Annotated in this window: 16 protein-coding genes and 1 other annotated feature; of the genes, 14 read left to right on the top strand and 2 right to left on the bottom strand. The window is 36.8% G+C overall.

The window, feature by feature from the left end; all coding sequences use genetic code 11:
- Nucleotides 1-155: 155 nt before the first annotated feature.
- From era to F4V44_RS10735, 14 genes are all read left to right on the top strand, one after another.
- Nucleotides 156-1076 carry a GTPase Era gene (gene era / locus F4V44_RS10800; RefSeq protein WP_150439995.1) on the top strand — a complete coding sequence of 307 codons (921 nt, stop codon included), beginning with the start codon at nt 156-158 and terminating at the stop codon, nt 1074-1076.
- 195 nt (nt 1077-1271) lie between these two features.
- Nucleotides 1272-1415, top strand: a complete 144-nt coding sequence (locus tag F4V44_RS10795) for a YqzL family protein (RefSeq protein ID WP_150439994.1) — start codon at nt 1272-1274, stop codon at nt 1413-1415.
- Nucleotides 1416-1443: 28 nt separating this feature from the next.
- Nucleotides 1444-2196 (top strand): DNA repair protein RecO, encoded by a 753-nt coding sequence (recO, locus tag F4V44_RS10790; RefSeq protein WP_150439993.1) that lies wholly within the window; start codon nt 1444-1446, stop codon nt 2194-2196.
- 41 nt (nt 2197-2237) lie between these two features.
- Nucleotides 2238-2429, top strand: a binding site (T-box leader).
- Between the two features lie 92 nt (nt 2430-2521).
- On the top strand, nt 2522-3412 hold the full coding sequence (glyQ, locus tag F4V44_RS10785) for a glycine--tRNA ligase subunit alpha (RefSeq protein WP_150439992.1): 891 nt from the start codon (nt 2522-2524) through the stop codon (nt 3410-3412).
- Nucleotides 3405-5474, top strand: a complete 2070-nt coding sequence (gene glyS / locus F4V44_RS10780; RefSeq protein WP_150439991.1) for a glycine--tRNA ligase subunit beta — start codon at nt 3405-3407, stop codon at nt 5472-5474. The genes glyQ and glyS overlap by 8 nt, the downstream gene beginning before the upstream one ends.
- 198 nt (nt 5475-5672) lie before the next feature.
- A complete protein-coding gene (locus tag F4V44_RS10775; RefSeq protein ID WP_150439990.1) occupies nt 5673-6308 on the top strand; it encodes a helix-turn-helix transcriptional regulator in 636 nt (211 codons plus the stop codon).
- A gap of 42 nt (nt 6309-6350) precedes the next feature.
- Entirely contained in the window at nt 6351-7169 is an 819-nt protein-coding gene (locus tag F4V44_RS10770) for a pyruvate, water dikinase regulatory protein (protein WP_150439989.1), read from the top strand.
- Between the two features lie 541 nt (nt 7170-7710).
- Nucleotides 7711-9522, top strand: coding sequence for a DNA primase (gene dnaG / locus F4V44_RS10765; protein WP_150439988.1), 1812 nt, complete (start codon nt 7711-7713; stop codon nt 9520-9522).
- Nucleotides 9523-9556: 34 nt separating this feature from the next.
- Nucleotides 9557-10681, top strand: coding sequence for an RNA polymerase sigma factor RpoD (gene rpoD / locus F4V44_RS10760; protein ID WP_150439987.1), 1125 nt, complete (start codon nt 9557-9559; stop codon nt 10679-10681).
- Between the two features lie 94 nt (nt 10682-10775).
- Nucleotides 10776-11297 carry a hypothetical protein gene (locus tag F4V44_RS10755; protein WP_150439986.1) on the top strand — a complete coding sequence of 174 codons (522 nt, stop codon included), beginning with the start codon at nt 10776-10778 and terminating at the stop codon, nt 11295-11297.
- Between the two features lie 79 nt (nt 11298-11376).
- Complete coding sequence (locus F4V44_RS10750; RefSeq protein WP_150439985.1) at nt 11377-12516, top strand: acyl-CoA dehydrogenase family protein; 1140 nt, start codon at nt 11377-11379, stop codon at nt 12514-12516.
- Between the two features lie 197 nt (nt 12517-12713).
- Nucleotides 12714-13079 carry a cytochrome c550 gene (cccA, locus tag F4V44_RS10745; RefSeq protein WP_150439984.1) on the top strand — a complete coding sequence of 122 codons (366 nt, stop codon included), beginning with the start codon at nt 12714-12716 and terminating at the stop codon, nt 13077-13079.
- 270 nt (nt 13080-13349) lie between these two features.
- Nucleotides 13350-14069, top strand: coding sequence for a tRNA (adenine(22)-N(1))-methyltransferase (locus F4V44_RS10740; RefSeq protein WP_150439983.1), 720 nt, complete (start codon nt 13350-13352; stop codon nt 14067-14069).
- Entirely contained in the window at nt 14056-15171 is a 1116-nt protein-coding gene (locus tag F4V44_RS10735; protein WP_150439982.1) for a Nif3-like dinuclear metal center hexameric protein, read from the top strand. Before F4V44_RS10740 ends, F4V44_RS10735 begins: the two co-directional genes overlap by 14 nt.
- Before the next feature lie 51 nt (nt 15172-15222).
- On the opposite strand, the gene F4V44_RS10730 is transcribed toward F4V44_RS10735, so the two are convergent.
- The gene (locus F4V44_RS10730; RefSeq protein ID WP_150439981.1) at nt 15223-16164 is read right to left on the bottom strand and encodes a 4-hydroxy-3-methylbut-2-enyl diphosphate reductase; all 942 of its coding nucleotides are present in this window, start codon (nt 16162-16164) and stop codon (nt 15223-15225) included.
- Between the two features lie 172 nt (nt 16165-16336).
- On the bottom strand, nt 16337-16879 hold the full coding sequence (gene vrrA, locus F4V44_RS10725) for a VrrA/YqfQ family protein (RefSeq protein ID WP_150439980.1): 543 nt from the start codon (nt 16877-16879) through the stop codon (nt 16337-16339).
- Between the last annotated feature and the right edge of the window lie 151 nt (nt 16880-17030).

Below are 17030 nucleotides of genomic sequence, written 5' to 3'. Positions count from 1 at the left end.
GATAAGCAATGAAATTTTAAATCAAATAGGGTAAAATAAAATGAAGCAGCGGTCTTCAAAAGAAAGGTTGATCTAGGTGAAGATTGAAGATTTAATGAAAGAACGATTAACTGTTGCGGAACTGCTGACAGGAGCAATTTCTTCGGAGGACTTACATGAATAAAGAAATAAAACAACCAGTATTTAAATCAGGATTTATATCTATCATTGGAAGACCAAATGTAGGAAAATCCACTTTTATTAATCGGGTTATTGGTCAAAAAATTGCTATTATGAGCGATAAACCTCAGACAACAAGAAATAAAGTCCAAGGTGTTTTGACAACAAGTGATACTCAATACATTTTTATTGATACACCCGGAATTCATAAGCCAAAGCATAAATTAGGCGATTTTATGATGAAGGTGGCTCAAAACACGCTCAAGGAAGTAGATCTCATACTTTTTATGGTAAATGCAGAAGAAGGATTTGGACGCGGCGAGGAATTTATTATAGAAAAATTTCAATCCGTAAAAACTCCAATATTTTTGATTATTAATAAAATTGATCGCATTCATCCTGATAAGTTGTTAACAGTGATTGAAACATATAAAGAAAAATATCCATTTGCTGAAATTATTCCGATTTCAGCTCTTGAAGGAAATAATGTTGAAACATTATTAGAACAGGTAAAGACCTATCTTCCTGAAGGTCCGATGTATTATCCGGCTGACCAAGTTACAGACCATCCTGAAAGGTTTATTGTAGCTGAGCTTATAAGAGAAAAAGCTTTGCATCTCACTAGAGAAGAGATTCCTCATTCTTTGGCTGTTGTGATTGAAAAAATGGAGCGAAAACAGAATCAGGATCTTGTTCATGTTATGGCTACAATTATCGTCGAACGAGATTCGCAAAAGGGAATTGTTATTGGAAAGCAAGGGAAAATGTTGAAAGAAATTGGAAAACGAGCAAGAGTCGATATTGAAAATTTACTAGGCACAAAAGTGTTTTTAGAATTATGGGTAAAAGTTCAAAAGGACTGGCGAAATAAAGCTTCACAGCTTCGTGATTATGGATTTAGAGAAGATGAGTATTAAATTCATTCATAAAAAAGTCTTTTAAGTTAAAGGATAAATGAGCCTGCCTAAATGATTACCTGCTCCCTTGGAATATTCATCCTATTGATTTACAAAATTTTCGTCTTATGATTTTAGGGCAGACAGGCAATTATATAATATAAGGATTGGAATAAAAAAGAATAGCTAGTCCAACAATTGAAAGGTGGGATTTCAATGTTAGATTTTACTTGGAAAGTTTTTTCGCAAACAGGTAATATTGACACATATCTTCTTTTTAAAGAGTTAGAAAAGGAGAATCAAGAAATACCCGGAAGTCAGGACGAAGAGCTAGTTGAATTAGATTTTCCAATTATGTAGGTTTGTTCCTTATTGGGATGGTGTACGGATGCTGCAAAAATGTGAAGGGATTGTTCTTCGAACAACTGATTATGGTGAAACAAATAAAATTGTAACTCTCTATACACGTGAATGGGGAAAATTTGGTGTGATGGCAAATGGAGCCAAGAAACCCAAAAGCAGGCTGGCTGCCATCACCCAGCCTTTTACATATGGATATTTTTTGGTGCAGCAAGGCCGTGGTCTAGGAAGTCTTCAGCAGGGTGAAATAATTACTTCATTACGTTCGATTAAAGAAGATATTTTTCTTACTGCATATGCTAGTTTTATAGTTGAGTTAACGGATAAATGTACGGAGGAAAAGAAGACAAATCCATTTTTATTTGAGCTTTTGTACCAAGTCCTGAACTTTATTAATGAAGGCTATGATTCAGATATTATTAAGAATATCTATGAAATGAAAATGTTGAACACCATAGGATTATATCCAATATTAAATCACTGTGTGATTTGCGGCAGTAAGGAAGGTAATTTTTCCTTTTCTATAAGGGAAGGGGGAATCCTTTGTCATCGTTGTCTGGAAAAGGATCCTTACCATTTCAAAATTGCAGCAACAACAGTGAAACTTCTCTTAACCTTTTATTATTTAGATATTAACCGGTTGGGAAATATCTCTGTTAAGCCGGAAACAAAAAAAGAATTAAAAATGGTAATTGACAGTTATTATGAAGAATATTCCGGCTTGTACCTTAAATCCAAAAAATTTCTTGACCAGCTTGACCGTTTGAAAGTTGACAACTGATTTTGTTTCCGCTATGATTCAATTTAGAAAATCATCATAAAATAGTTGCAGTGAAGGAAAGGAGTACTTAACTCTCCTCTATTTAAGCGAATTCGGGACAGTGCAAGCCGAATATAGAACGTTAAGGAAGGGCATTCCTGAGCAACATGATGTGTCTTTTGACGCAAATAAAAGTGGCTTATCATAAGATGAGCAAATAGGGTGGAACCGCGGGTAAAACTCTCGTCCCTATGCTATTTATCAGCATAGGGACGAGAGTTTTTTGTGTTGACTGGCTCTAACCTGTTCTTGTTGATAATAAATCAAAATTTTTTGGAGGTGTCCAATGAATATTCAAAACATGATATTAACGTTGCAAAAGCATTGGTCTGAACAAGGATGTATTTTGATGCAGGCATATGACACAGAAAAAGGGGCAGGAACAATGAGTCCTTATACATTCCTGCGCGCAATTGGCCCTGAACCATGGAATGTGGCATATGTGGAACCATCACGTCGTCCGGCTGATGGACGATATGGAGAAAATCCAAATCGTCTTTACCAGCATCATCAATATCAAGTGATTATGAAGCCTTCACCCGACAATATTCAAGAGCTCTATTTAGATTCCTTAAAGGCGCTTGGCATTGATCCTTTAAAGCATGATATTCGTTTTGTAGAGGATAACTGGGAAAACCCATCACTTGGATGTGCCGGATTGGGCTGGGAAGTTTGGCTTGACGGAATGGAAATCACGCAATTTACTTATTTCCAGCAGGTAGGAGGCCTGGAATGCAAGCCTGTGTCTGTTGAAATCACGTATGGCATCGAACGTCTTGCATCTTACATACAAGACAAGGAAAATGTATTTGACCTTGAATGGACTGATGGATTTACGGTTCGTGATATATTTGGTCAGCCCGAGTATGAGCATTCAAAATATACGTTTGAAACATCTGACCAAGAAATGTTATTTAATTTATTTAATATTTATGAAAAAGAAGCTCATAGACAAATGGAAGAAGGCCTTGTACATCCAGCGTATGATTATGTACTAAAATGCTCCCACACGTTTAATTTACTTGATGCAAGAGGCGCTATTTCTGTTACAGAAAGAACCGGTTATTTGGCACGTTGCCGCAACCTAGCCCGTAAAATTGCCAAAACCTTTTACGAAGAACGCGAAAAGCTTGGTTTTCCAATCTTAAAGGCAAAGGAGGAAAAGAGTCGTGGCTAAAGATATTTTGCTTGAAATTGGTTTAGAAGAACTGCCGGCTCGTTTTGTAACGAATTCAATGAATCAGCTGGCTGATAAGGTGAAAACATGGCTAGAAGCAAAGCAAATTCAATATGGAGAATTGCAAGCATACTCAACACCGCGCCGTTTGAGTATTCTTGTTAAAGGTGTTGCTGAGGCGCAGGCTGATATCCATGAGGAAGCAAAGGGCCCAGCGAAAAAAAATGCCCAAAATGAAGCGGGCGAATGGACGAAAGCTGCCATCGGATTCAGCCGCGGACAAGGTATGGCGGTTGAGGATATTTATTTCAAAGAAATAAATGGAGTCGAATATGCGCATGTCAAAAAGTTTGTTAAAGGGCAGGAGACTTTTACTTTGCTGCCGGAATTAAAGGAAATCATTATGAGTTTGACCTTCCCTAAAAATATGCGTTGGGCAGATAATGACCTTCGATATATTAGACCAATTAAATGGATTGCAGCTCTTTTTGGTCAAGAGGTTATTCCATTTGTGATAACAAATGTGGAAACGAGCCGACACAGTAAGGGTCACCGCTTTCTTGGCGGTGAGATTGAATTCGTGGAGCCTGCGGATTATGAAAAGGTAATGGCTGAGCAATATGTAATTGTGGACCCGCTAAAACGGAAACAAACAATCCTTGAACAGCTGCAAAAGCTGGAGGAAGAAAAAGGCTGGGAAATCCCTGTCGACCAGGATTTGCTCGAAGAAGTAAATAATCTTGTAGAGTTTCCAACAGCATTGTATGGAAACTTCGAAGAGGAGTTTTTAGAGCTGCCTCAAGAAGTATTAATTACGTCAATGAAGGAGCATCAACGTTATTTTCCGGTAAAGTCAAAAACAGGAGAATTGTTGCCACATTTTGTAACAGTTCGTAATGGTGGAGCAGACTTTTTGGAAAATGTAGCAAGAGGAAATGAAAAAGTGCTTCGTGCAAGGCTCTCTGATGCAGCATTCTTTTATCGAGAAGATCAAAAAATGGAAATTGATCATGCGTTAAATAAATTAAAGTCAATTGTGTACCATGAAGAGATTGGTACACTATCTGAAAAGACTGCACGTGTGCAGCGTTTAACGAATATTCTTAGTGGCAAGCTTGATTTTTCAGCAGAACAAAAAGAAAATGCTAATCGTGCAGCTGAAATTTGCAAATTCGATTTAGTAACCAACATGGTATATGAATTCCCTGAATTACAAGGTTTTATGGGTGAAAAATATGCTCGTCAAAAAGGGGAAGCTGAAGCGGTCTCTATTGCGATTAATGAACATTATATGCCTCGTAACGCTGAAGATAGTGTACCTTCTACAGAGGTCGGAGCCATTTTATCTATTGCCGAAAAAGTGGACACGATTTCATCCTTTTTTGCAATTGGCTTAATTCCAAGCGGGTCACAAGATCCATATGCATTGAGAAGACAGGCAACTGGTGTTGTTCAAATTCTTCTTCATAAAAATTGGCAGATTGAACTTGAAGATATTCTATCTCAATCATTATCATTACTTGAAAGTGACGGGGTATTAAAAGAGGGACTTGAAAGCACTAAACAAGAATTACTCTCTTTCTTTAAACTTCGCTTAAAGCATTTACTACAGGAAAAGGGCATCCGCTATGATTTAATTGATGCAGTATTAGGAAACGATATTGGCGTGGTCAGCTCGCTAATTACGAGAGCTTTAGTACTTGAGGAAAAGAGAACAGAAGCTGAGTTTAAAGAAAACATGGAAGCATTAAGCCGGGTATTGAATATTGCTTCAAAGGCTGAGGAAATTAGTGAAATTCAAGAATCCCTTTTTGAAAATAATGATGAACATAAACTTTTTGAGAAATACCAGGCTGTAAAGGCGAAATTAGATAGAAATATTACAGAGTCTGAATACTTTGATTTACTTGTTTCATTAAAACCTGAGATCAATCAATACTTTGACCATACGATGATTATGGCAGACGATGCAGCAGTAAAACAAAATCGACTCAGCCAAATGGCGAAACTTTCAATACTTATTAAAAAGTTTGCAAATGTGAATGAAATTATTGTGAAGTAATATATTTCCTTTTTTGTAGACAGGTTGAAGGAATTAAACAAAAGAGCCTATTTGAAACAGGCTCTTTTGTCATTTTACATATATTAATTAGTATAACATTTATCGTAAAGAGGATAGATGACTTTTCATTTGTTGAAAATAGTATATAATAATTATGTAATAGTATAACATTATTCGTGAATTAATTGTTTATGATAGGTGGTGTTAACAATAGAACTCAATAAACGTCAAGAACAAATATTAGAAATAGTTAAAGAAAATGGTCCAATTACTGGGGAAAATATTGCAGATCAATTAAATCTAACGAGAGCAACGTTAAGACCAGATCTTGCTATATTGACGATGGCAGGTTATTTAGATGCAAGACCCCGTGTCGGTTATTTTTATACTGGAAAAACAGGAGTACAGCTTCTTACAGAGAATTTAAACAAGTTGTATGTAAAGGATTATCAATCGATTCCAGTCGTTATCAATGAGAATGTTTCTGTATATGATGCTATTGTTACGATGTTTCTAGAGGATGTTGGTACATTGTTTGTAGTGGATCAAGAGTCACTGTTAGTTGGGGTATTGTCGAGAAAAGATTTGTTAAGAGCCAGTATTGGCAAACAGGAATTATCAAGTCTGCCGGTTAATATCATCATGACAAGAATGCCTAACATTACTATGTGTATCCGTGATGATTTATTAATTGATGTAGCAAAGAAGTTAATTGAAAAACAAATTGATGCCATGCCTGTTGTAAAAGAGACGGACAATGGGTTTGAAGTTGTTGGCAGAGTAACGAAAACAAATATTGCCAAAGCATTGGTTGCTTTAGCTGAGGATAGGTAGGCAATACTATACCTATTGCTATATAGAGGGGATGAGAAATGGATGAGCAAAATGCCGGTCATCTATGTGGTTTCCGACTCAGTGGGAGAAACGGCTGAACTCGTCACAAAAGCTGCACTTAGTCAATTTAATGGCAGTGATATAATGATTAAACGTTTTCCGTTCGTGGAAGATGAATCAAATATTGAGGAAGTTATCTCTTTAACGAAATATGAAAATGGGATGATTGTCTTTACACTTGTCAGACCGGAAATTCGCAAATATATGCGGGAGGCGGCTGTAAAGGCAGGAATTGTAGCCTATGATATTTTGGGTCCTCTAATTGAGCAGATTCAATTACTGACTGGAAAAACACCTTTATATGAGCCTGGTCTTATTCATAAGTTGGACGAGGAGTATTTTAAAAAGGTGGAAGCCATAGAGTTTGCAGTCAAATATGATGATGGCCGGGATCCAAGAGGGATTATGAAAGCGGATTTAGTTCTTGTCGGTGTTTCTAGGACATCTAAGACGCCTTTATCACAATATTTAGCTCATAGAAGATTAAAGGTAGCTAATGTTCCAATTGTTCCAGAAGTGGATCCTCCAGATGAGTTATTTAAAATCTCCCCAACAAAATGTTTTGGATTAAAAATTAGTCCAGACAAGTTAAATGGAATTCGCAGAGAACGATTGCGGTCTTTAGGATTAAATGACAATGCAACATATGCAAAAATAGATAGAATTATGGACGAGTTACATTATTTTGAAAAGCTGGTAGATCGACTTGGGTGTCCTGTTATTGATGTAACAAATAAAGCAGTAGAAGAAACTGCCAATATTATTCATAATATGTACCAAAAAAATAATCGTTCTGAGTAGCACATATTCCTTATGTGCTATTTTTTTATTGTTTAGCATTTTGAAATATATAAAATTAGTGGAAAATATGTGTAATTATTAAGTTTTTTATAAAAAACTAATGCAATTTTCAAGCTTTTATACTATAATAAAAAATTGTGATAAAAATGTATCAAATTTAGGTTTAGACTTTCGCTTCAAGGAATAAACTATTTAGGGTGAGAAGTCAAGTCTGCAGCCTTAAAAAATTCGACAAGTTGTCGCTAGAAAAGTTATTCCCTGAAAGAAGGAATATGAGGAGTAATGTAGAATAATTAGTACATTAGGTAAATCATTCATTTTTATTGGTGTTGATTCTTGTTCTGTTAAACAAGAAATTGTCGAAAAAGTGGATAGAAATGGATATGAGTTATTTATAGCTCAAAGAAGGGATATTCATGGAAAAGGTCCGAAATGAGGATTCGCATTAATTTTATTAAAGAATTATCGAAGATTTTGTCTGAAATTGCAGGAATTTGATAATTTTTGACGAATACCTCATAAAGTAAATGGAGGTGTTCACATGTCAGATCGAATTGCCGAAGAAAAGCTTAATCAAATTAGGCAGGCATCAGATATTGTGGATGTCATCAGCGAGTTTGTACAGTTAAAAAAGCAAGGTCGAAATTATATAGGTCTCTGTCCTTTTCATAATGAAAATTCCCCATCATTTTCTGTTTCAGTCGATAAACAAGTGTATCATTGCTTTGGATGTGGTGCAGGAGGAAATGTATTTTCATTTTTAATGCAAATAGAAGGTCTTTCTTTTCAGGAAGCAGCAGTTAAACTTGCACAAAATGCAAATATTGAACTAGAAATGCACCTATCTGGATCAAGTAAACCTAATTACCTTTCTGATGAAGGTAAGCAAATGATAGAAGCGCATAATTTATTACGTAAATTTTATCATCATTTGCTTGTAAACACAAAAGAAGGTCAGCATGCGCTTGAGTATTTACTTGAGCGAGGTTTTGATTTGGAATCTATCGAAAGGTTTCAAATTGGATATGCTTTAGATTCATGGGATTTTGATTATAAATTTTTAACCAATAAAAACTTTCAACCCGCATTGTTGGAAAAGGCAGGACTGATTATTAAAAGAGAGCAGGATGGGAGCTATTTTGACCGGTTTCGTGATCGAATTATGTTTCCAATTGCTGACAGACATGGTGAAACGATTGCTTTTTCCGGGAGATCACTAGGGGCACAATCGCCCAAATATTTAAACAGTCCCGAGACAGCAATTTTTAATAAAAGTAAAACTTTATACAATTACCATCTGGCAAGACCTACAATGAGAAAGCTGCAGCAAGCCATTTTGTTTGAAGGGTTCGCAGACGTCATTGCTGCGGATCGATCTGGTGTTTTAAACGGTATAGCCACAATGGGAACATCTTTAACAGAAGAACATGTCTCTACTTTAAAGAAAAATGTTCAAGTCGTAACGATTTGTTATGATTCAGATTCAGCTGGAATTGAGGCTGCGTTCAGGGCAGGAAACATGCTTCAAGAAGCAAATTTGCAAGTGAATGTAGCAACCATGCCGGATGGTATGGATCCTGATGATTATGTCAAAAGGTACGGAGCAGAAAAATTCCGTAATGATATTATTCATTCAAACATGACCTTTATGAGCTTTAAGATGCTCTATTATCGCAAAGGGAAAAATTTGCAAAATGAAGGAGATAGACTCCTTTATATAGAAAAAGTATTACAGGAAGTCAGTCATCTTGAGAACCTAGTTGAAAAAGATTTTTATATACGCCAGTTGGCAGAAGAATTTAATCTTTCCCTTGATGCGTTGAAAGAGCAAGAAAGACAATATTCCCAAAGTACCCATCAAAAAGAGCAGCAGCATCAGAATAGGATGATTCAAGCACCGTCTGTCATGCTAAGGAAAGCAGAACGAATTAAACCTGCTTACCATAATGCGGAAAGATTTCTGATAGCACATATGATGCGAAGTATCGATGTAACCTATAAGGTACAAGAACTAATGAAGGGGAATCATTTTAATATTGATGAACACCAGGCAATCATAACCTATTTATATGGTTTTTATGAAAAAAATCATCAGCCAGATCTTAATTCATTTCTGGATTATATCAATGACGAGAAGCTGAGAAGAATCGTAGTTGACATTGAAATGATGCCGATAAATGAAGAAATTTCAGATCAGGAATTAAATGATTATATCAAACAGGTGTTGAAATATCAAAAATTGTTAAAGATAAAGGAAAAAGAGGCTGAACTGAGAGAGGCGGACCGTCAAAAGGATATCAGCAGGGCTGTCGTTCTATTAGCAGAAATTCAACAAATTCGTAAAACTTTATAAATGGTTTCTTTGATTTTTGGAAGGAGGGGGACAAATGGCTGAAAAATCAGCTCGTTCAAAAGAGGTTGAATCAGAATTGACCCTAGAACAGGTGAAAGAACAGTTAACATTATTAGGAAAAAAGACAGGTGTCCTTGCCTATGATGATATTGCAGAAAAATTAGCTACATTTGATTTAGATTCCCATCAAATGGATGAATTTTATGAACTCCTGGGAGACAATGGTGTTGAGCTAGTTGGAGATAATGAGGAAGAAGACCCGAATATTAAGGATTTATCTAAGAGTGAAGAAGAATTTGATTTAAACGATTTAAGTGTTCCCCCTGGAGTCAAAATAAATGACCCTGTACGTATGTATTTAAAGGAAATAGGCCGTGTAGATCTTTTATCTGCTGAAGAAGAAGTAAACTTAGCACTGCGAATTGAACAAGGTGATGAAGAAGCAAAGCGTCGGTTAGCGGAAGCGAATCTTCGACTTGTTGTGAGTATAGCAAAAAGATACGTTGGCCGTGGAATGCTGTTTTTAGACCTAATCCAAGAAGGGAATATGGGTTTAATTAAGGCTGTAGAAAAATTTGATTATCGAAAAGGATTTAAATTTAGTACGTATGCGACATGGTGGATTCGTCAAGCAATAACAAGGGCAATTGCTGACCAGGCAAGAACTATTCGGATTCCGGTTCACATGGTTGAAACAATTAATAAACTTGTCCGTGTACAAAGGCAGCTGCTGCAGGACTTAGGCCGCGAACCGACACCAGAAGAAATTGGTGAAGATATGGATTTGCCACCGGAAAAAGTAAGGGAAATTTTAAAGATTGCTCAAGAGCCTGTTTCGCTTGAAACACCGATTGGAGAAGAAGATGACTCGCATCTTGGAGATTTTATTGAAGATCATGAGGCGACCTCTCCATCAGAACATGCAGCATATGAACTTTTAAAAGAGCAACTGGAAGATGTATTAGATACGTTAACGGATCGTGAAGAAAATGTATTGCGCCTTCGGTTTGGTCTTGATGATGGTCGGACACGAACACTAGAAGAAGTAGGAAAGGTATTTGGAGTTACACGTGAACGTATTCGTCAGATTGAAGCAAAAGCATTAAGAAAACTAAGACATCCAAGTAGAAGCAAAAGGTTAAAAGACTTTTTAGAATAAGCTAGCCATAAAATAGTTTACTTCTTACAATAGAAGTGAACTATTTTTTTTTATAATAAAAGCTATTGCAGTCTACAGACAAGGATGTGAACTTATGCAGGATAATAGAAAACAAATGATTATCAATGAAATTATCTATTGGAAGAAAAATCATCTACTTCCTGAACATTATTGTGATTTCTTATTGGCCATCTATACAGAAGGAGAAGGTATACAAGAAAAAAATAAGAAAAAATCAAGATGGCTAAAAAAAGAACTGTTTTTGCTTCTATTTATCCCTATTATTTTGTTTTTATTTTATTTTACTGAATTATCTCTCATTTTGCAATTGGTCATAGCTATCATTTTGATTTTAATTGGAATTTATTTAACGTTCATGTACAAGAAAAGAGAGAGTTTATTCCAAATTCCATTAATTGTGACAGCCCTGATTTTATTATTTTCTTCTGTGAAAATAGCATTAACAATATATCCTGAAAATGTGATTAGTTTATACATTGTGTTAGGATTTAATTGTTTATTATGGCTGGCTGGCGGTTGGAGATTTAAACAGCTGCATTTTACATTGTCAGGTATCCTTGGAATACTATTGTTGATTCTCTCTCTTTTTAAATAACGCTTTTAAATCATTACCTCTTCCTTTTAAACATAAAATTAAATACAGATTTAAAATCCATTTCATTGGAGGAATGGTAATGAATTTTGATTTAACTTCAGAGCAAGTAATGATAAAAAAAATGATAAAAGAATTTGCAGATGAAGAGGTAGCTCCTGGTTCATTGGAAAGAGACCGTAAAAAAAATTTTCCGCTTGATGTTTTTCAAAAATTATCAAAGCTTGGATTAATGGGCCTGCCTTTTCCTGAAAAATATGGTGGAGCCGGGGCTGATACAATTAGTTTTGCGATTGTGACGGAGGAATTGAGCCGTGCCTGTGGATCAACGGGCATCACTTACTCAGCCCATGTTTCTTTAGGTGGTGCTCCTATTTATTATTTTGGAACGGAAAAACAAAAACAAAAATATTTGATACCTATTTGTACTGGGGAAAGCTTTGGTGCATTTGGATTAACAGAGCCGGGTGCTGGTTCTGATGCAGGTGGAACGGAAACAAAAGCTTTGGAACAAAATGGTGAATATATAATAAATGGAAATAAGTGTTTTATTACGAATGCAAGCTATGCAAAGTTTTTAGCTATAACCGCTGTGACAGGTACAAGGAAGGATAAAAAGGAAATAAGTGCAATTATTGTTCCAACAGATTCTCCCGGTTTTACTATACAGGATCATTATGAAAAAATGGGTCTGCATGCTTCAAATACGACTGAATTGATTTTTCAGGATGTTCATGTACCGACAGAGAATCTGCTAGGTAAAAAAGGAGAGGGATTTAAGCAATTTTTAGCGACACTTGATGGTGGGCGTATTGGGATTGGTGCAATGGCTGTCGGTATTGCTCAGGCTGCCTATGAAAAAGCATTAGGCTATGCAAAAGAAAGAAAGCAGTTTGGGCAATCATTATCGTCTTTTCAAGCTATCCAGTTTAAATTAGCCGAGATGGCCATGAAAATTGAATTAGCACGGACTAGCGTCTATAAAGCAGCATGGCTGAAGGATGCCGGAAGGACCTTTGCGAAAGAAGCTGCGATGTGTAAGCTATATGCTTCAAAAATCTGCATGGAAGTCACTGATCAGGCAGTACAAATTCATGGAGGATATGGCTATATGAAAGATTATCATGTAGAACGCTATATGCGTGATGCGAAATTAACGGAAATAGGGGAAGGAACTTCTGAAATTCAGCATATGGTAATTGCAAGATCAATTGGTTGTTAACAAGCAGCAAAGACAGGTTTTTTATCATATTTGCAAATCTTCATCTAATGGGGGATGAAGATTTGTTTTTTTTAGAAACTAATTGTGACAAAGTTTGATATAAAGGCTTTTACTTCTGATGGTTTTTTTAGTAAAATAGAAATTGTTTAAATATATTAATTAGTTAAAAAGTTTCTACATAGGGGAGGGGAATTGTTATGAAACGCAATCCGATTATACCGTTTGTGACGATTATGGTTATCGGAGTATTAGCCATGTTTCTTCTTTCATTCAAAGGTCTTGGAGATTCAAAAGAACTGGCAGCAGAACTTGAAGGCGGCGGAGAGGAAAAAACGGAAGAAGTTGCAGCAAATCCAGAGGATATCTATAAGCAAAACTGTATAAGCTGTCACGGTGATCAATACCAAGGCGGAGTGGGGCCTGCCTTAAAGGGTGTTGGAGACAGATTATCTACAGATGAAATCTCGGATATCGTTGTAAATGGTAAAGGTTCCATGCCTCCAGGTTTAGTACCGGCAGAAAAAGCCGGTGAAATGGCTGAATGGTTAGCTGGTCTAAAGTAGGAAAACGCATTCACGGCATTCGCAGAAAAGCGGAGGCTCCTGTTTATTCTTAAGTCTGCATAAGACAAGCCTGACGGAAAGGTATTTTTTACCTTTCTGGAAGGATTGAATCAACCCAGGACGGGCTAGGCGCTGGAGTTAGACAGTTACCAAAGTTTATACAAAAATTTTTTGTCCTTTGCATATGCAAGGGACTTTTTTTATACTTAACAAGAAAGACATAATAGATGATTAAGTAAAACGATTAAATGAAGGTTAAGTGGTGAAGGAATGAACAGTGAAAAATTATCATACCGTTTAGAAACTGTAGCTAAATACATACCTCAGGATTACAGAATAGCTGATATCGGTTCGGATCATGCTTATTTACCTTGCTATGTGGTCCAAAAAGGCATCGTCCCGTGGGCGATAGCTGGGGAAGTCGTGGAAGGACCCTATCAGTCAGCTAAAAGACAAGTTGAAGAAGAAGAATTAATTGAAAAAATCTCTGTAAGAAAAGGCGATGGTTTAGAGGTAATTGAAGAAGGCGAAGTGGAGTGTATAACAATCGCTGGAATGGGAGGATCTTTAATCGCAAGTATCCTTGAAAAAGGAAAGGAAAAACTTACGCATGTAAAAAGGCTCATTCTTCAGCCGAATATTAGTGCCATCTCTATCCGAACCTGGTTATTGGAAAATGGGTGGGGACTAATAGCTGAGGAAATTATCGAAGAAGATGGAAAAATTTATGAAGTACTTGTCGCTGAAAAGGGAAATGAAAAGAAGTCATATCAAAATAATCTTGAAAAAGGTTTATTGTTTGGACCTTATTTGCTGAGTGAACAAAATCCGATTTTTCATAAGAAATGGATATCTGAAAAGAAAAATTGGTTAACGATTTTAGCAAAACTTGAACAGGCATCGGATTCTGTTGAGAACAGAGAGAAAAAAGCAGAGCTAATGAAAAAGATAAAAATGGCAGAGGAGGTTTTGAGTGATGAAGAAAGTTAATGGTCATGAGATTATTCAATTGTTTGAGGCGTTTGCTCCGAAGGCGTTGGCAATGGAAGGCGATAAAATAGGATTGCAAATCGGTCGTTTAAATAAGCCTGTCCATCGTGTGATGGTTGCTCTTGATGTACTTGAAGAAGTGGTTGATGAAGCGATTGAGAAAGAAGTGGATCTTATTATTGCTCATCATCCGCTTATTTACAGGCCGCTTGCAACTATTACAACTGACAAGCTTCCAGGCAGAATGATTGAAAAACTGTTAAAACATGAAATTGCTGTATATGCTGCTCATACAAACCTTGATATAACAAAGGGCGGAGTCAACGATTTATTAGCAGAGGCGCTGCAACTTTCAAATACAGAGGTGCTTACTCCTACCTATGAAGTAAAGTTGAAAAAAATGGTTGTTTTTGTACCTAAAGAAGATAGCAGAAAAGTGAAAGAGGCCATTGGTCATGCGGGAGCGGGGGCAATAGGGAATTATAGTCATTGCTTGTATTCATCATCTGGAGTTGGGCAGTTTCTTCCAGGGGATAAAGCAAATCCTCATATTGGACAAAATGGGCAGCTTGAAGAAGTAAAAGAAGAGAGAATTGAAACCATTTTTCCGGATTATTTGGAAAGAAAAGTAGTCCAAGCTATGCTTAAGGCTCATCCGTATGAAGAGGTTGCTTATGATATTTATCAGTTAGATAATAAAGGTGAAGTCTTAGGCCTTGGTAGAATTGGTGAAATTGAAGAAACCACACTAGGGGAGTTTGCTGAATTTGTGAAACAAGCATTAGATGTGCCGACGCTGCGTGTCGTTGGAGATTTATCAGAGAAAGTAAAAAAAGTTGCAGTACTAGGCGGAGATGGAAATAAGTATATCTCATCAGCAAAATTTAAAGGAGCGGACGTCTATATAACCGGTGATTTATACTACCATGTTGCACATGACGCCATGATGATGGGGTTAAATGTGATAGACCCCGGACACAATGTTGAGAAAGTAATGAAACAGGGAGTTTCCCGCTACTTGACAAATAAATGTCAGGAAAAAGGTTACGATGTAGCTGTTTTTCCTTCAGACAAGGGCACAGAACCATTTCAGTTTGTCTGATAGACAGAAAAAGCGGAGGTATGTGAGAACACCTCCGCTTTTTAGTATCAACTAGCTTTGTTTTACTTTAGGAAGAATCTTATTTAATGGTACTTTATTTTCTTTTATCCAAGTAGAAGAATCTGCCGGGTCAAAGTTTTCTAAGAAGGTAATAACTTCTTTTGTAATCGGTGTTGGTGTAGAGGCTCCAGCAGTGACAGCAACCGATTTTGCATCTTTAATCCACTCAAGGTCAAGCTCTGTAATATCTGCAATACGATAGGCCTTTGTATGAGCGATTTCTTCCGACACTTGGGCAAGACGGTTTGAATTATTGCTTCGAGGGTCTCCAACCACAATTAAGACATCAGCTTCTCCAGCCTGCTCTGCAACTGCCTCTTGTCTTATTTGTGTAGCAAGACAAATTTCATTATGAAATTCTGCGTGCGGATATTTCTCTTTAATTTTATCCATCACATGTTTTACATCCCATTGACTCATCGTTGTTTGATTTGTAACGATTATTTTTTCTACATGAACTGTTAAATTTTCAACATCCTGCTCATTTTCGACTAAATGAACGATGTGTGGAGCAATTCCAACAGCTCCCTCAGGCTCAGGATGATTTCTTTTTCCAATATAAATAACCGTATAGCCTTCTTTTTCTTTTTCCCGGATTAAGTCATGTGTTTTCGTTACATCCGGACAGGTTGCATCAATAGTAATAAGGCCCTTTTGTTTGGCGAGCTCTCTGACTTCCGGTGAAACACCATGTGCGGTAAAAATGACTGTTCCGCCGTCCACCTTTTCAAGAATTTCTCTGCGGTTTTTACCATCTAATGTAATAATGCCTTCCTCTTCAAATGCGTCTGTAATATGTTTATTATGAACAATCATTCCTAGTATATAAATAGGACGTGGTAATGATTTATCTAATGCTGCATTGCGGGCAATGACCATAGCATCAACTACACCATAGCAGTAACCACGCGGAGCAATTTTTATTACGTTCATCTCCGATCCTCCCAGTCAGCTTCTTTCTCATTCATTATAGTAAACAATGATTATTATAGCAAAACCAAAATCAAACAATTAGACAGAAGATTATTGTTTTTTTATCAGGTTTATGAACATTGTTCGCTAACAAAGCTTTCAATAAAAAAAAGAATGCTGTTTCCAGCATCCTTTAAATATATAATTTGGGTGTAGACGGCAATGGGGTTTGATTGTTTGATTTTGGTTTCGGCTCCATCTCCATCTCCATCTCTATATCAGGTTCGACAGTATGATAGCCAGCAGTATTTGTATCATTCGTGTCCTTATCTGATTGGTTGAATTCAGGTGCATCTTTTAATCCGCGGTAAAGTCTCCATAAGGTTGGAAGGTTTTTGACGATTGGACCGTATTGTTGAACGACTGGGCCAACTTGCTGGGCGGTATTTAATATTTTTTGTGTATTGGATAATACGCTATTTAACGAAGAAGGGTTAGTCAATGCTTTTAGAAAAGACCCTCCGCCAGAAGCAGGTTGAGGAGCGAATGCACCGAGTACGGACCGGCTGTTTGCACCTGTCTGCCCTTGTTTTCCCAGCAGCTTTGACAGAATTCCTCCCCTTTGCTGCATCCGGGGATGCATCCCCCTCATACGGTGCATAGGTGGTCCGCCGTAAGGATTAAAGTAGTGGGGGGGCATCCCTGATTGGGGCGGAAAATGATATCTAGGCATCATATTGTAGTACCTCCCTTCTTAACATAATCATTTGAGTTCCATTCCATTTGCGATTGTTCTTATAAGCCACTTATATCTTATTCATATTTACTTATTTGGTTTGGGATAAATGCGGAGTTTGATTTATTCACTCAACTGTGGCTATTCTTGT

It is taken from the genome of Niallia endozanthoxylica (assembly GCF_008710145.1).
Lineage (GTDB): Bacteria > Bacillota > Bacilli > Bacillales > Cytobacillaceae > Bacillus_BD > Bacillus_BD endozanthoxylica.
Note: the sequence above shows the minus strand (reverse complement) of the source record. Positions and strands in the feature narration are given on the sequence as shown.

Excerpts from the sequence above, each read along its gene's own strand:
- era (WP_150439995.1), top strand. The coding sequence starts at position 156 with ATGAATAAAGAAATAAAACAACCAGTATTTAAATCAGGATTTATATCT.
- F4V44_RS10795 (WP_150439994.1), top strand. The coding sequence starts at position 1,272 with ATGTTAGATTTTACTTGGAAAGTTTTTTCGCAAACAGGTAATATTGAC.
- recO (WP_150439993.1), top strand. The coding sequence starts at position 1,444 with ATGCTGCAAAAATGTGAAGGGATTGTTCTTCGAACAACTGATTATGGT.
- glyQ (WP_150439992.1), top strand. The coding sequence starts at position 2,522 with ATGAATATTCAAAACATGATATTAACGTTGCAAAAGCATTGGTCTGAA.
- F4V44_RS10770 (WP_150439989.1), top strand. The coding sequence starts at position 6,351 with ATGAGCAAAATGCCGGTCATCTATGTGGTTTCCGACTCAGTGGGAGAA.
- dnaG (WP_150439988.1), top strand. The coding sequence starts at position 7,711 with ATGTCAGATCGAATTGCCGAAGAAAAGCTTAATCAAATTAGGCAGGCA.
- rpoD (WP_150439987.1), top strand. The coding sequence starts at position 9,557 with ATGGCTGAAAAATCAGCTCGTTCAAAAGAGGTTGAATCAGAATTGACC.
- F4V44_RS10755 (WP_150439986.1), top strand. The coding sequence starts at position 10,776 with ATGCAGGATAATAGAAAACAAATGATTATCAATGAAATTATCTATTGG.
- F4V44_RS10750 (WP_150439985.1), top strand. The coding sequence starts at position 11,377 with ATGAATTTTGATTTAACTTCAGAGCAAGTAATGATAAAAAAAATGATA.
- cccA (WP_150439984.1), top strand. The coding sequence starts at position 12,714 with ATGAAACGCAATCCGATTATACCGTTTGTGACGATTATGGTTATCGGA.
- F4V44_RS10740 (WP_150439983.1), top strand. The coding sequence starts at position 13,350 with ATGAACAGTGAAAAATTATCATACCGTTTAGAAACTGTAGCTAAATAC.
- F4V44_RS10735 (WP_150439982.1), top strand. The coding sequence starts at position 14,056 with ATGAAGAAAGTTAATGGTCATGAGATTATTCAATTGTTTGAGGCGTTT.
- F4V44_RS10730 (WP_150439981.1), bottom strand. The coding sequence starts at position 16,164 with ATGAACGTAATAAAAATTGCTCCGCGTGGTTACTGCTATGGTGTAGTT.
- vrrA (WP_150439980.1), bottom strand. The coding sequence starts at position 16,879 with ATGATGCCTAGATATCATTTTCCGCCCCAATCAGGGATGCCCCCCCAC.